Source organism: Exiguobacterium sp. EF_C8 (assembly GCF_054956715.1).
On sequence record NZ_CM143264.1, the window covers coordinates 171153 to 183733 of the forward strand.

The following is a 12581-nucleotide window of genomic DNA, read 5'->3' on the forward strand; positions in this document are numbered from 1 at the left end:
AAAATGCGAAAGGAGAATGTTTAAAGATGGCAAGAGAATTCTCCCTTAAGAACACTCGTAACATCGGGATCATGGCTCACATCGATGCTGGTAAAACAACAACGACTGAGCGTATCCTGTATTACACGGGTCGTATCCACAAGATTGGTGAAACGCACGAAGGTGCTTCACAAATGGACTGGATGGAGCAAGAGCAAGAGCGTGGGATCACGATTACATCGGCAGCAACAACTGCTCAATGGAAAGGTAACCGCGTAAACATCATCGATACACCTGGACACGTAGACTTCACAGTTGAGGTTGAACGTTCACTTCGCGTACTTGATGGTGCGGTAGCAGTACTTGACGCTCAGTCTGGCGTTGAGCCACAAACTGAGACAGTATGGCGCCAAGCTACAACTTACGGCGTACCACGTATCGTTTTCGTTAACAAAATGGATAAAATCGGTGCAGACTTCTTGTACTCGGTCGGAACGCTTCGCGAACGCCTCCAAGCGAACGCACACGCGATCCAAATTCCAATCGGTGCGGAAGATGAATTCAAAGGAATCATCGACCTCGTCGAACAGAAAACATACATGTACGGTAACGATCTTGGAACTGACATCGAAGTGACTGACGGTTTCCCAGCTGATCTCGCTGATCAAGCTGAAGAACTCCGTGGATCATTGATCGAAGCAGTTGCGGATTACGAAGAAGAATTGATGATGAAATACCTCGAGGGTGAAGAAATCACAATCGACGAGTTGAAAGCGGCTATCCGTAAAGCAACTCTGACAGTTGACTTCTATCCTGTACTCGTAGGTTCGGCATTCAAGAACAAAGGTGTTCAGCTTATGCTTGACGCAGTTCTCGATTACCTCCCATCACCAATCGACGTAAAAGCGATCTCAGGTATCGACATGGATACGGATGAAGAAATCGTGCGTGAGTCTTCGGACGAAGCACCATTCTCTGCACTCGCGTTCAAAGTCATGACTGACCCTTACGTCGGTAAATTGACATTCTTCCGTGTGTACTCTGGTACAGCTTCGGCAGGATCGTACGTTAAAAACTCAACAAAAGGCAAACGTGAGCGTCTTGGACGTATCCTTCAAATGCACGCAAACAGCCGTGAAGAGATCCCGATGGTATACGCGGGTGACATCGCTGCAGCTGTAGGTTTGAAAGATACGACTACTGGAGATACGCTTTGTGCAGAGAAAGACAACGTCGTTCTCGAATCAATGACATTCCCAGAACCAGTTATCTCGGTCGCTATCGAACCAAAAACGAAAGCTGACCAAGATAAAATGGGTCAAGCCCTCGCTAAGCTTGCTGAAGAGGATCCAACGTTCCGCACTGAAACAAACCCAGAGACTGGTCAAACGATCATCTCAGGTATGGGTGAGCTTCACCTCGACATCATCGTTGACCGTATGCGTCGCGAGTTCAAAGTCGAAGCAAACGTTGGTGCTCCACAAGTAGCTTACCGTGAAACGATCCGCCAAGCGGCGAAGATCGATTCGAAGTTCGCTCGTCAATCTGGTGGTCGTGGTCAGTATGGTCACGTCGTCGTAGAATTCGAGCCGAACGAAGAAGGCGCTGGCTTCGAGTTCAACAACAAAATCGTCGGTGGTGTTGTTCCACGTGAATACATCCCAGCGGTTGAGAACGGAATCGAAGAAGCACTTCAAAACGGTATCCTTGCTGGTTACCCGGTCGTTGACGTAAAAGCTTCACTCGTCTTCGGATCGTACCACGATGTCGACTCAAACGAGATGGCATTTAAAGTTGCGGCTTCAATGGCAGTCAAACAACTTAAAGATAAGAGCGGCGCTGTTATCCTTGAGCCAATGATGAAAGTTGAAATCGTCATCCCAGACGAATACATGGGAGACATCATGGGTGATGTTACATCACGCCGTGGTCGCGTAGAAGGTATGGAAGCACGCGGTAACGCTCAAGTTGTCCGTTCAATGATTCCACTTTCTGAAATGTTCGGATACGCTACTGGTCTTCGTTCACGCACACAAGGTCGCGGAACGTACTCGATGCACTTCGATCACTACGAAGAAGTACCGAAATCAGTTGCAGAAGAAATCATCAAAAAAGCAAACGGCTAATCCTTCACAGGTTGTCACGCTTTTATGATTAGTGTAAGCTAAGGAAGGTGTACGTTATCTTACGACTCACCTTCCTAGTTATAAAAAATTATTAGACACATAGAGGAGGAATTCAGAATGGGTAAGGAAAAATTCGACCGTTCTAAACCGCACGTTAACGTTGGTACAATCGGCCACGTCGACCACGGTAAAACAACTTTGACAGCAGCTATCTCAGCTGTACTTGCAAAATCACAAGGTAAAGCTGCAACTAAGTTTGACCAAATCGATGGTGCTCCAGAAGAGCGCGAGCGCGGTATCACAATCGCAACAGCTCACATCGAGTACGAAACAGAAAAACGCCACTATGCACACGTTGACTGCCCAGGTCACGCTGACTATGTTAAAAACATGATCACTGGTGCTGCACAAATGGACGGCGCGATCCTCGTTGTTTCTGCAACAGATGGTCCAATGCCACAAACACGTGAGCACATCTTGCTTTCACGTCAAGTAGGTGTTCCTTTCATCGTAGTATTCATGAACAAAGTTGACATGGTTGACGACGAAGAGCTTCTTGAGCTCGTCGAAATGGAAATCCGTGAACTTCTTTCTGAGTATGACTTCCCAGGTGATGACCTCCCAGTTATCCAAGGTTCTGCTCTTGGCGCGCTTAACGGCGAAGCTAAATGGGAAGAAAAAATCATGGAACTCATGGCAGCTGTCGATGAGTACATCCCAGAACCAACTCGTGACACTGAAAAAGACTTCATGATGCCAGTTGAGGATGTCTTCTCAATCACTGGTCGTGGTACAGTTGCTACTGGCCGCGTTGAGCGTGGAGTTCTTAAAGTCAACGACGAGATCGAAATCGTTGGTCTTCACGAAGAAACTAAAAAATCAGTATGTACTGGTGTAGAGATGTTCCGTAAGCTTCTTGACTATGCTGAAGCTGGCGACAACATCGGTGCTCTTCTCCGTGGTGTATCACGTGACGACATCGAGCGTGGACAAGTTCTCGCGAAACCAAACACAATCACACCACACAAAAAGTTCAAAGCGCAAGTTTACGTTCTTTCTAAAGAAGAGGGTGGCCGTCACACGCCATTCTTCGCGAACTACCGCCCGCAGTTCTACTTCCGTACAACTGACGTAACTGGTATGGTTCAACTTCCAGAAGGTACTGAAATGGTTATGCCTGGGGACAACATCGAAATGACTGTTGAACTCATCGCACCAATCGCTCTTGAAAAAGAAACTCGTTTCTCAATCCGTGAAGGTGGCCGTACAGTAGGCGCTGGATCAGTTACAGAAATCGTTGAGTAATTTTTAAGACAAAGGTCTTCCGTCTCCCGTGGCGGAAGACCTTTTTTCATTTCTTTGAAAACAGTCTTGCAACATGGTCTGACATCTTATATACTGAGGAAAGTGTTTGTGCGAGTGGTGAGAGACTTGAATACATATTCTATTTTATTAGTGCTTGCATTCTTGCTGGTGATTCAGTATGATAGAATATGTTGGTCACAAACACAACGCGATGAAGCGGGAGGTTATGACACACCAGGCGGCATTGCCATGGCTAGTGTGGAAATTTCCGCGGAGAATGTCTATTTACGAAATAGGCGAAAAGGAGGGAAATAACATGGCAAATGAAAAAATTCGGATCCGTTTGAAAGCATACGATCACCGCGTGCTTGATCAATCGGCTGAGAAGATTGTCGACACAGCAAAACGTTCAGGTGCTACTGTATCTGGTCCGATCCCACTCCCAACGGAGAAAGCGGTCTACACAGTACTTCGTGCCGTTCACAAGTACAAAGATGCTCGTGAGCAGTTCGAAATGCGTACACACAAACGTTTGATCGACATCGTTAACCCAACACCGAAAACTGTTGATGCGCTTATGCGTCTCGAACTTCCATCGGGCGTTGACATCGAAATCAAACTTTAATTTTTCTTCTATAGATAGTTGATACTAGCCAGAAGATCAAAATCATTCAATATTAGGAGGTGTATCTCATGGCTAAAGGAATCTTAGGAACTAAACTCGGTATGACACAAATCTTCAACGAGTCAGGCGAAGTCGTCCCTGTTACTGTCGTTTCAGTCGAAGGTAACGTTGTTCTTCAATTGAAAACAACGGAAGTTGACGGTTACGAAGCAGTTCAACTCGGCTTTGGTGATATCAAAGAAGGTCGTCAAAACAAACCGCAAAAAGGTCACGCTGCGAAAGCAAACGCGACACCTAAGCGCTTCATTAAAGAAATCCGTACATCAGTAGCAGATTTCGAAATCGGTCAAGAGATTAAAGCAGATACTTTCGCTGCAGGCGAAATGGTTGATGTAACAGGTACGTCGAAAGGTAAAGGTTTCGCTGGTGCAATCAAGCGTCACAACCAATCACGTGGTCCAATGGCTCACGGTTCGCGTTACCACCGTCGCCCAGGTTCAATGGGTCCTGTTGCTCCTAACCGTGTATTCAAAGGGAAATTGCTCCCTGGACGCATGGGTGGAGAGCAAATCACTGTTCAAAACCTTGAAATCGTAAAAGTTGATGCAGAACGCGGCTTACTCCTCGTCAAGGGTGCTATCCCAGGCGCACGTAAGAGCCAAGTTGTCATCAAAACTGCGGTTAAAGGCAACTAATCCGTTTGCAAGGAAAGGAGGAATAACGAATGCCTAAAGTAGCTTTGCTTAACCAAACAGGTACACAAGTTGGAGACATCGAGCTCGCAGATGCCGTTTTCGGAATCGAGCCAAATGAAGCAGTCGTATACGATGCAATCGTCATGCAACAAGCTTCACGTCGCCAAGGTACACATGATACAAAAGGTCGCTCGGAAGTTCGCGGTGGCGGCCGTAAACCATGGAAACAAAAAGGTACTGGTCGTGCACGCCAAGGTTCGATCCGTTCGCCACAATGGGTTGGCGGTGGAACAGTCTTCGGTCCAACACCACGTTCGTACGCTTACAAACTTCCTAAAAAGGTTCGTCGTCTCGCACTTCGTTCAGCACTTTCTTCGAAAGTCGCTAACAACGAGTTCATCGTTCTTGAAGGATTGACAATCGATGCTCCTAAAACTAAGGACATGATCGCAGTATTCGCTGCTCTTTCAATCGAACGTAAAGTTCTCGTCGTTACTGCTGATTACAACGAGTCAGTCGTTCTTTCAACACGCAACATCCCGGGTGTCACAGTCGTTGACGCTGCAGGTGTAAACGTCCTTGATCTTGTCGCTCATGACAAAGTCATCATTACGAAGGACGCTGTTGCGAGAGTAGAGGAGGTGCTTGCATAATGGCACACACACACGACATTATCAAACGTCCTGTCATTACTGAACGTTCAGTAAACCAAATGGCTGAGAAAAAGTACACATTCGAAGTAGACGTGAAGGCATCTAAGACTCAAATCAAAGATGCAGTTGAAGCGATCTTCGGAGTGAAAGTTGACAAAGTCAACACATTGATCTCAAAACCAAAAGCAAAACGCGTAGGTCGTCACGCTGGTTACACAGCACGCCGCAAAAAAGCGGTCGTCACGCTTACTGCAGATAGCAAAGAACTCGATTACCTCGGTTAATCGGAACTCTGTAGAAAAGGAGGGAACTCTCGATGGGAATTAAAAAGTTTAAACCGACCACTAACGGTCGTCGTAATATGACTGCACTTGACTTTGCTGAGATTACGGCTTCACGTCCTGAAAAATCGTTAACTGAAAAGCTTTCGAAAAAGGGCGGACGTAACAACCAAGGTCGCTTGACAGTACGTCACCAAGGTGGCGGACACAAACGTAAATATCGTATCATCGACTTCAAACGGAACAAGGATGGCATCGCTGGTCGTGTCGCTACAATTGAGTACGATCCAAACCGCTCTGCTAACATCGCATTGATCCACTACATCGATGGTGAAAAACGCTACATCCTCGCACCGAAAGGCTTGAAAGTAGACATGCAAGTCATGGCTGGACCAGAAGCTGACATTAAAGTCGGTAATGCTCTTCCACTTTCAAACATCCCAGTCGGTACGTTGATCCACAACATCGAACTTAAGCCAGGTAAAGGTGGTCAGCTCGTTCGCGCAGCTGGTACTTCTGCTCAGCTTCTCGGTAAAGATGGTAAATATGCGATCGTTCGTCTTCAATCAGGCGAAACTCGTATGATCCTTGCTACTTGCCGTGCAACAGTCGGCGCTGTCGGTAATGAAGAGCACGAGCTCGTCAATATCGGTAAAGCTGGTCGTTCACGCTGGCTCGGAAAACGTCCTACAGTTCGTGGTTCTGTCATGAACCCAGTCGATCACCCACACGGTGGTGGTGAAGGACGTGCTCCAATCGGTCGTTCGGGCCCACTTACTCCTTGGGGTAAACCGGCACTCGGATACAAAACTCGTAAGAAAAACAAAGCGAGCGATAAATATATCGTCCGTCGTTCTAAAAAATAATTACATGATTTCTGGACGGTTCGTAGGAACCGTTCCTGAATCATGCCAAAGGGAGGTACAACTATGGGTCGCAGCTTGAAAAAAGGTCCATTCGCAGATCACCATCTGCTCGCTAAGGTTGATAAAGCCAACGAAGCTGGTGACAAACATGTCATCAAAACTTGGTCACGCCGCTCGACAATCTTCCCAGAGTTCATCGGTCACACGATCGCTGTCTACGATGGTCGTAAACACGTACCGGTTTACGTGACAGAAGATATGGTCGGTCACAAACTTGGTGAATTCGCTCCAACACGTTCTTACAAAGGACATGCTGGAAACGATAAGAAAACGAAACGTTAATCTGAGGGGAGGTACTCATTATGCAATCAAAAGCATCGGCTAATATGGTTCGCATTGCTCCTCGTAAGGCACGTCTCGTAGTAGACTTAATCCGCGGGAAGCAAATCGGCGAAGCACTTTCGATTCTTGCTTACACGAACAAGGCAGCAACGCCAATCGTTGAGAAAGTATTGAAATCGGCAATCGCGAACGCTGAGCACAACTTCGACATGAACATCGAAAACCTCGTAGTCACTGAGGCTTACGTAAACGAAGGTCCAACGCTCAAACGTTTCCGCCCACGTGCAATGGGTCGCGCAAGCCGCATCAACAAACGTACGAGCCACGTTCACATCGTGGTATCTGAAAAATAAGGAGGGATTACCGTGGGTCAGAAGATTAACCCAACTGGTCTTCGCGTAGGTATCATCAAAGACTGGGAATCACGTTGGTTCGCAGATAAAGACTATGCTGATCTCCTTCATGAAGACTACGTAGTTCGTGAATATATCGAAAAACGTCTTAAAGACGCTAGTGTCTCTAAAGTAGAAATCGAGCGCGCAGCTAACCGCTTGAACATCTCACTTCACACTGCTAAGCCTGGTATGGTTATCGGTAAAGGCGGTTCTGAAATCGAAACACTTCGTAAAGACATCACTAACCTTGCAAAAGGCAAACGCGTTCACGTTAACGTCGTTGAAGTGAAAAACCCGGATGCAGTTGCTAAGCTCGTCGCTGAGAACATCGCTCGCCAACTTGAAGGTCGCGTATCGTTCCGTCGTGCTATGAAGCAATCAATCCAACGCTCAATGCGTTCTGGTATCAAAGGAATCAAGACTGAAGTTTCTGGTCGTCTTGGTGGCGCTGATATCGCTCGTTCTGAGAAGTATTCGGAAGGAACAGTTCCACTTCATACACTCCGTGCAGACATCGATTACGGTACTGCAGAAGCTGATACAACTTACGGCAAAATTGGCGTAAAAGTATGGCTCCACCACGGTGAAGTGCTTCCTACGAAAAAAGCAGCAGCAAACGAAGAATAATCCACATCCGTCTAGGGAAGGAGGCAACACAACATGTTGTTACCAAAACGTGTAAAATATCGTCGTGTTCACCGCGGCAACATGCGTGGTAAAGCGAAACGTGGTACTACAGTACACTTCGGCGAGTTCGGTATCCAAGCTCAAGAAGCTAGCTGGATCACTAGCCGTCAAATCGAATCAGCGCGTATCGCGATGACTCGTTATATGAAACGTGGTGGTAAAGTGTGGATCAAGATCTTCCCACACAAGCCATACACTAAAAAACCTCTTGAAGTCCGAATGGGTTCAGGTAAAGGTGCTCCGGAGGGCTGGGTAGCAGTCGTCAAACCGGGTAAAGTAATGTTCGAAATCGCAGGAGTATCGGAAGAGATCGCACGCGAAGCTCTCCGTCTTGCATCACACAAACTTCCAGTAAAATGTAAGTTCGTAAAACGTGAAGAAAATGGTGGTGATACGAATGAAAGCAACTGATCTCCGTCAGCAAACAACTGAAGAGCTTAACGGTAAAGTCGGTTCGTGGAAAGAAGAGTTGTTCAACCTTCGTTTCCAACTCGCGACTGGTCAGCTTGAGAACCCTGCTCGTATCCGTGAAGTGCGCAAGTCGATTGCACGCGCGAAAACCGTTCTTCGTGAACGCGAACTCGGCATCAACAACGCATAATTCACTCGGATTCTGAGAGGAGGAACACTCAATGGAACGCACTAACAACCGCAAAGTGTTAACTGGACGCGTCGTTTCTGACAAAATGGACAAAACGATCGTAGTTACAGTTGAAACAAAAGTAAAGCACAAGCTTTACGGCAAACGCGTAAACTACTCTAAAAAGTACAAAGCGCATGATGAAAACAACACAGCTAAAATCGGTGATGTTGTACGCATTCAAGAAACACGTCCATTATCTAAGGACAAACGTTTCCGTCTCGTAGAAGTCATTGAAGAAGCAGTAATCATCTAAACTCTAATTAGTTCGGGTGAATAAACATCCGGAGGGAGGTACAATCGTATGATTCAACAAGAATCTCGCTTAAAAGTAGCAGACAACTCAGGAGCTCGTGAAGTCTTGACGATCAAAGTCCTCGGTGGTTCTGGTCGTAAAACTGCTAACATCGGTGACGTTATTGTTTGTACAGTAAAACAAGCAACACCAGGTGGCGTTGTCAAAAAAGGTGAAGTTGTACGCGCAGTAGTCGTTCGTACTAAACGTGGCGTTCGTCGTAAAGACGGTTCGTACATCCGTTTTGACGAAAACGCAGCAGTCATCATCAAAGATGACAAAAGCCCACGTGGCACACGTATCTTCGGACCAGTCGCACGCGAACTTCGTGAAAAAGACTTCATGAAGATCGTCTCGTTGGCACCGGAAGTACTTTAATTCCAAAGAATTCCTACAAGGAGGTGCTCTAACGATGCATGTCAAAAAAGGTGATAAAGTTCAGGTTATGACTGGTAAAGACAAAGGCAAACAAGGCGTTGTCCTTACAGCTATGCCTAAAAAAGATCGCGTAATCGTCGAAGGCGTTAACATGATCAAAAAACACTCAAAGCCTTCTCAACTCAACCCGCAAGGCGGAATTGTCGAGAAAGAAGCACCGATTCACGTATCGAACGTTATGCTCATCGACCCTAAGACAGGTAACCCAACACGCGTTGGTTTCACTGTGGTTGACGGCAAGAAAGTACGTATCGCTAAAAAATCGGGCGAAGCTTTAGATAAATAAGAAGATTTAAAGAAAGGAGGTCCACTTTCTGATGAACCGTTTAAAAGCGAAATACCAAGACGAAATCGTCAAAGTAATGATGGAGAAATTCAACTACAGTTCTGTAATGCAAGCGCCGAAAGTCGATAAAATCGTAATCAACATGGGTGTTGGTGACGCTGTTACGAACTCTAAGGCACTTGACATGGCAGTCGAAGAGCTTCAGCTCCTCACTGGTCAGAAGCCACTCATCACGAAAGCTAAGAAATCAATCGCTGGTTTCAAACTTCGTGAAGGTATGCCAATCGGTGCGAAGGTTACACTTCGTGGCGAGCGCATGTACGAATTCCTCGACAAGTTGATCAACGTGTCACTTCCACGTGTACGTGACTTCCGTGGCGTATCGAAAAAATCTTTCGATGGCCGTGGTAACTACACGCTAGGCGTGAAGGAACAATTGATCTTCCCAGAGATCGACTACGATCGCGTATCGAAAGTCCGTGGTATGGACATCGTTATCGTAACTACTGCTAACACGGATGAAGAGTCACGTGAGCTTCTCACAGCACTCGGCATGCCATTCCAAAAATAAGGGAGGTCGACAACATGGCTAAGAAATCAATGATCGCACGTGAAGTAAAACGTCAAGCACTCGTTGAGCGCTACGCTGAAAAACGCGCAGAATTGAAAGCACAAGGCGACTACATCGGCTTGAGCAAACTCCCACGTAACTCTTCAGCGGTTCGTTTACACAACCGTTGTAGTATCACTGGCCGTCCACACGGTTACATTGGTAAATTCGGTATCAGCCGTATTAAGTTCCGTGATCTTGCTCATAAAGGTCAAATCCCTGGTGTTAAAAAAGCAAGCTGGTAATTCATTAAAGTTGTGAAAGGAGGTACATCGCATGGTTATGACAGATCCGATTGCAGATATGCTTACACGCATTCGTAATGCAAACATGGTTCGCCATGAGAAGTTGGAAATGCCAGCTTCTACAATCAAACGTGAAGTCGCTGAAATCCTCAAACGTGAAGGTTTCATCCGCGATGTTGAATATCTCGAGGACAGCAAACAAGGTACGCTCCGCGTATTCCTTAAATACGGCGCAAGCAACGAGCGCGTTATCACTGGACTCAAACGTATCTCGAAACCAGGTCTTCGCGTTTACGCGAAAGCTGATGAAATCCCGAAAGTACTCGGTGGTCTCGGAATCGCTATCGTTTCAACATCTAAAGGTGTAATGACTGACAAAGAAGCTCGCCAACAAAAAGTCGGCGGCGAAGTGATCGCATACATCTGGTAATACACGCATAAAAAGAACGGAGGTGTCTTAAATGTCACGTATTGGTAAAAAGCCAGTCGTCATCCCAGCAGGCGTTACAGTAACAGTTGAAAACAACACGGTTACGGTAAAAGGTCCTAAAGGGGAACTCTCACGCGAGTTCAGCCCAGCTATGGCGATCAACGTAGAAGGTAATGAATTGACTGTCACTCGTCCGAACGACGAGAAAGCAAGCCGTACGATCCACGGAACGACTCGTGCGCTTATCGCGAACATGGTCGAAGGTGTAAGCAACGGTTTCGCTAAGACACTCGATATCCAAGGTGTTGGTTACCGTGCACAAAAGCAAGGTAACAAAATCGTACTCAACCTCGGTTACTCACACCCAATCGAGTACACTCCGGAACAAGGCATCGAAGTCGAAGTTCCTACGAATACGCAACTCATCGTTCGCGGAATCAGCAAAGAACGTGTTGGTCACGTCGCTGCATTGATCCGTTCGTACCGTCAACCTGAGCCGTACAAAGGTAAAGGTATTCGTTACAGTGATGAAGTCGTTCGTCGTAAAGAAGGTAAAACAGGTAAGTAATTCGCACATGCGAATTGACCGGAAAGGAGTGGCATAAATGATCTCAAAGGCAGATAAAAACGCTACGCGTAAAAAACGTCATGGTCGTGTCCGTCGTACAATCATCGGGACTGCAACACGTCCACGTATGAACGTATTCCGTTCGAACAAGAACATTTACGTACAAGTCATTGACGATGCAACACATGCAACACTCGCATCTGCATCATCACTCGACCTTGAAAAAGGCAACACGACTGACGCTGCGGCAGCAGTTGGTAAGCTCGCAGCTGAGCGCGCTCTTGAAAAAGGTATCGAAACAGTCGTTTTCGACCGTGGAGGATATCTCTATCATGGACGTATCAAAGCTGTAGCTGAAGCAGCTCGTGAAGCTGGTCTCAAATTCTAATAGAAAAGGAGGGAACCTCTACATGCGCCAGTTAGAAATTAACATGGATCAACTCGAAGAACGCGTTGTTACCGTAAACCGCGTCGCGAAAGTAGTAAAAGGTGGCCGTCGCTTCCGTTTTGCTGCCCTCGTCGTCGTTGGTGACAAGAATGGTCACGTAGGTTTCGGTACGGGTAAAGCTCAGGAAGTGCCTGAAGCGATCCGTAAAGCAATCGAAGATGCTAAGAAAAACATGGTTAACGTTCCAATCGTTAACACAACAATTCCACACGAAGTCAACGGTGTATTCGGTGCAGGTCACGTCTTCTTGAAGCCTGCTTCTGAAGGTACTGGAGTCATCGCTGGTGGTCCAGTTCGTGCGGTTCTCGAATTAGCGGGAATCAACGACATTCTTTCAAAATCACTTGGATCAAGCACTCCAATCAACATGGTTCGTGCGACTGTCGAAGGTCTCACATCACTCAAACGTGCTGAAGAAGTTGCGAAACTCCGCGGTAAAACCGTCGAAGAACTTCGCGGTTAAGAAAGGGAGGGAAAACAGATGGCGAAACTCGCAGTTACCCTCACACGCAGCATGATCGGTCGTCCGGAGAACCAACGCGTTACTACTCGTACGCTTGGTCTCCGTAAGATGCACCAGACTGTTGTCGTACCTGACAACGCTGCTATGCGTGGGATGATTAACCACGTGTCACACTTAGTGACAGTAAAAGAAATTCAAGAGTAA

General features: G+C 46.7%; 22 protein-coding genes. All 22 read left to right on the forward strand.

Annotated elements, in window-relative coordinates:
* Positions 1-26: 26 nt before the first annotated feature.
* The 22 genes from fusA to rpmD all read left to right on the forward strand — a co-directional run bounded on the left by fusA (position 27) and on the right by rpmD (position 12581).
* A complete protein-coding gene (gene fusA / locus ACY2IG_RS00925) occupies positions 27-2105 on the forward strand; it encodes an elongation factor G (protein ID WP_035413156.1) in 2079 nt (692 codons plus the stop codon).
* A 117-nt stretch (positions 2106-2222) separates the two neighbouring features.
* Positions 2223-3410, forward strand: coding sequence for an elongation factor Tu (gene tuf / locus ACY2IG_RS00930; RefSeq protein ID WP_035413159.1), 1188 nt, complete (start codon positions 2223-2225; stop codon positions 3408-3410).
* Positions 3411-3726: 316 nt separating this feature from the next.
* Positions 3727-4035: a 30S ribosomal protein S10 gene (gene rpsJ, locus ACY2IG_RS00935; RefSeq protein WP_029343090.1), complete on the forward strand. Its 309-nt coding sequence runs from the start codon at positions 3727-3729 to the stop codon at positions 4033-4035.
* A gap of 68 nt (positions 4036-4103) precedes the next feature.
* A complete protein-coding gene (rplC, locus tag ACY2IG_RS00940; RefSeq protein ID WP_023466629.1) occupies positions 4104-4730 on the forward strand; it encodes a 50S ribosomal protein L3 in 627 nt (208 codons plus the stop codon).
* Positions 4731-4759: 29 nt separating this feature from the next.
* On the forward strand, positions 4760-5383 hold the full coding sequence (gene rplD, locus ACY2IG_RS00945) for a 50S ribosomal protein L4 (RefSeq protein ID WP_023466630.1): 624 nt from the start codon (positions 4760-4762) through the stop codon (positions 5381-5383).
* Entirely contained in the window at positions 5383-5667 is a 285-nt protein-coding gene (gene rplW, locus ACY2IG_RS00950) for a 50S ribosomal protein L23 (RefSeq protein ID WP_023466631.1), read from the forward strand. The genes rplD and rplW overlap by 1 nt, the downstream gene beginning before the upstream one ends.
* A gap of 32 nt (positions 5668-5699) precedes the next feature.
* Positions 5700-6530, forward strand: a complete 831-nt coding sequence (rplB, locus tag ACY2IG_RS00955; RefSeq protein ID WP_023466632.1) for a 50S ribosomal protein L2 — start codon at positions 5700-5702, stop codon at positions 6528-6530.
* A gap of 63 nt (positions 6531-6593) precedes the next feature.
* Positions 6594-6872: a 30S ribosomal protein S19 gene (gene rpsS, locus ACY2IG_RS00960; RefSeq protein ID WP_012369013.1), complete on the forward strand. Its 279-nt coding sequence runs from the start codon at positions 6594-6596 to the stop codon at positions 6870-6872.
* Between the two features lie 20 nt (positions 6873-6892).
* Entirely contained in the window at positions 6893-7225 is a 333-nt protein-coding gene (gene rplV / locus ACY2IG_RS00965; protein WP_012369014.1) for a 50S ribosomal protein L22, read from the forward strand.
* A 12-nt stretch (positions 7226-7237) separates the two neighbouring features.
* On the forward strand, positions 7238-7894 hold the full coding sequence (rpsC, locus tag ACY2IG_RS00970; protein WP_023466633.1) for a 30S ribosomal protein S3: 657 nt from the start codon (positions 7238-7240) through the stop codon (positions 7892-7894).
* Between the two features lie 33 nt (positions 7895-7927).
* Positions 7928-8365 carry a 50S ribosomal protein L16 gene (gene rplP / locus ACY2IG_RS00975; RefSeq protein ID WP_012369016.1) on the forward strand — a complete coding sequence of 146 codons (438 nt, stop codon included), beginning with the start codon at positions 7928-7930 and terminating at the stop codon, positions 8363-8365.
* A complete protein-coding gene (gene rpmC / locus ACY2IG_RS00980; RefSeq protein ID WP_012369017.1) occupies positions 8352-8555 on the forward strand; it encodes a 50S ribosomal protein L29 in 204 nt (67 codons plus the stop codon). Before rplP ends, rpmC begins: the two co-directional genes overlap by 14 nt.
* 31 nt (positions 8556-8586) lie before the next feature.
* Positions 8587-8850 carry a 30S ribosomal protein S17 gene (gene rpsQ, locus ACY2IG_RS00985; RefSeq protein WP_023466634.1) on the forward strand — a complete coding sequence of 88 codons (264 nt, stop codon included), beginning with the start codon at positions 8587-8589 and terminating at the stop codon, positions 8848-8850.
* A gap of 48 nt (positions 8851-8898) precedes the next feature.
* Entirely contained in the window at positions 8899-9267 is a 369-nt protein-coding gene (gene rplN / locus ACY2IG_RS00990; protein ID WP_012369019.1) for a 50S ribosomal protein L14, read from the forward strand.
* 34 nt (positions 9268-9301) lie between these two features.
* The gene (rplX, locus tag ACY2IG_RS00995) at positions 9302-9613 is read left to right on the forward strand and encodes a 50S ribosomal protein L24 (RefSeq protein ID WP_012369020.1); all 312 of its coding nucleotides are present in this window, start codon (positions 9302-9304) and stop codon (positions 9611-9613) included.
* Positions 9614-9644: 31 nt separating this feature from the next.
* The gene (gene rplE / locus ACY2IG_RS01000) at positions 9645-10184 is read left to right on the forward strand and encodes a 50S ribosomal protein L5 (RefSeq protein ID WP_023466635.1); all 540 of its coding nucleotides are present in this window, start codon (positions 9645-9647) and stop codon (positions 10182-10184) included.
* A 14-nt stretch (positions 10185-10198) separates the two neighbouring features.
* Positions 10199-10468, forward strand: coding sequence for a 30S ribosomal protein S14 (rpsN, locus tag ACY2IG_RS01005; protein WP_023466636.1), 270 nt, complete (start codon positions 10199-10201; stop codon positions 10466-10468).
* A gap of 31 nt (positions 10469-10499) precedes the next feature.
* Positions 10500-10898: a 30S ribosomal protein S8 gene (gene rpsH / locus ACY2IG_RS01010; RefSeq protein ID WP_012369023.1), complete on the forward strand. Its 399-nt coding sequence runs from the start codon at positions 10500-10502 to the stop codon at positions 10896-10898.
* 31 nt (positions 10899-10929) lie between these two features.
* Positions 10930-11466, forward strand: a complete 537-nt coding sequence (gene rplF, locus ACY2IG_RS01015) for a 50S ribosomal protein L6 (protein WP_023466637.1) — start codon at positions 10930-10932, stop codon at positions 11464-11466.
* Positions 11467-11503: 37 nt separating this feature from the next.
* The gene (gene rplR / locus ACY2IG_RS01020) at positions 11504-11854 is read left to right on the forward strand and encodes a 50S ribosomal protein L18 (RefSeq protein ID WP_023466638.1); all 351 of its coding nucleotides are present in this window, start codon (positions 11504-11506) and stop codon (positions 11852-11854) included.
* A 22-nt stretch (positions 11855-11876) separates the two neighbouring features.
* Positions 11877-12377 carry a 30S ribosomal protein S5 gene (rpsE, locus tag ACY2IG_RS01025; RefSeq protein ID WP_023466639.1) on the forward strand — a complete coding sequence of 167 codons (501 nt, stop codon included), beginning with the start codon at positions 11877-11879 and terminating at the stop codon, positions 12375-12377.
* 18 nt (positions 12378-12395) lie between these two features.
* On the forward strand, positions 12396-12581 hold the full coding sequence (gene rpmD / locus ACY2IG_RS01030) for a 50S ribosomal protein L30 (protein WP_023466640.1): 186 nt from the start codon (positions 12396-12398) through the stop codon (positions 12579-12581).

Coding starts and splice junctions, on each gene's coding strand:
- fusA (WP_035413156.1), top strand. CDS start 27: ATGGCAAGAGAATTCTCCCTTAAGAACACTCGTAACATCGGGATCATG.
- tuf (WP_035413159.1), top strand. CDS start 2,223: ATGGGTAAGGAAAAATTCGACCGTTCTAAACCGCACGTTAACGTTGGT.
- rpsJ (WP_029343090.1), top strand. CDS start 3,727: ATGGCAAATGAAAAAATTCGGATCCGTTTGAAAGCATACGATCACCGC.
- rplC (WP_023466629.1), top strand. CDS start 4,104: ATGGCTAAAGGAATCTTAGGAACTAAACTCGGTATGACACAAATCTTC.
- rplD (WP_023466630.1), top strand. CDS start 4,760: ATGCCTAAAGTAGCTTTGCTTAACCAAACAGGTACACAAGTTGGAGAC.
- rplW (WP_023466631.1), top strand. CDS start 5,383: ATGGCACACACACACGACATTATCAAACGTCCTGTCATTACTGAACGT.
- rplB (WP_023466632.1), top strand. CDS start 5,700: ATGGGAATTAAAAAGTTTAAACCGACCACTAACGGTCGTCGTAATATG.
- rpsS (WP_012369013.1), top strand. CDS start 6,594: ATGGGTCGCAGCTTGAAAAAAGGTCCATTCGCAGATCACCATCTGCTC.
- rplV (WP_012369014.1), top strand. CDS start 6,893: ATGCAATCAAAAGCATCGGCTAATATGGTTCGCATTGCTCCTCGTAAG.
- rplP (WP_012369016.1), top strand. CDS start 7,928: ATGTTGTTACCAAAACGTGTAAAATATCGTCGTGTTCACCGCGGCAAC.
- rpmC (WP_012369017.1), top strand. CDS start 8,352: ATGAAAGCAACTGATCTCCGTCAGCAAACAACTGAAGAGCTTAACGGT.
- rpsQ (WP_023466634.1), top strand. CDS start 8,587: ATGGAACGCACTAACAACCGCAAAGTGTTAACTGGACGCGTCGTTTCT.
- rplN (WP_012369019.1), top strand. CDS start 8,899: ATGATTCAACAAGAATCTCGCTTAAAAGTAGCAGACAACTCAGGAGCT.
- rplX (WP_012369020.1), top strand. CDS start 9,302: ATGCATGTCAAAAAAGGTGATAAAGTTCAGGTTATGACTGGTAAAGAC.
- rplE (WP_023466635.1), top strand. CDS start 9,645: ATGAACCGTTTAAAAGCGAAATACCAAGACGAAATCGTCAAAGTAATG.
- rpsN (WP_023466636.1), top strand. CDS start 10,199: ATGGCTAAGAAATCAATGATCGCACGTGAAGTAAAACGTCAAGCACTC.
- rpsH (WP_012369023.1), top strand. CDS start 10,500: ATGGTTATGACAGATCCGATTGCAGATATGCTTACACGCATTCGTAAT.
- rplF (WP_023466637.1), top strand. CDS start 10,930: ATGTCACGTATTGGTAAAAAGCCAGTCGTCATCCCAGCAGGCGTTACA.
- rplR (WP_023466638.1), top strand. CDS start 11,504: ATGATCTCAAAGGCAGATAAAAACGCTACGCGTAAAAAACGTCATGGT.
- rpsE (WP_023466639.1), top strand. CDS start 11,877: ATGCGCCAGTTAGAAATTAACATGGATCAACTCGAAGAACGCGTTGTT.
- rpmD (WP_023466640.1), top strand. CDS start 12,396: ATGGCGAAACTCGCAGTTACCCTCACACGCAGCATGATCGGTCGTCCG.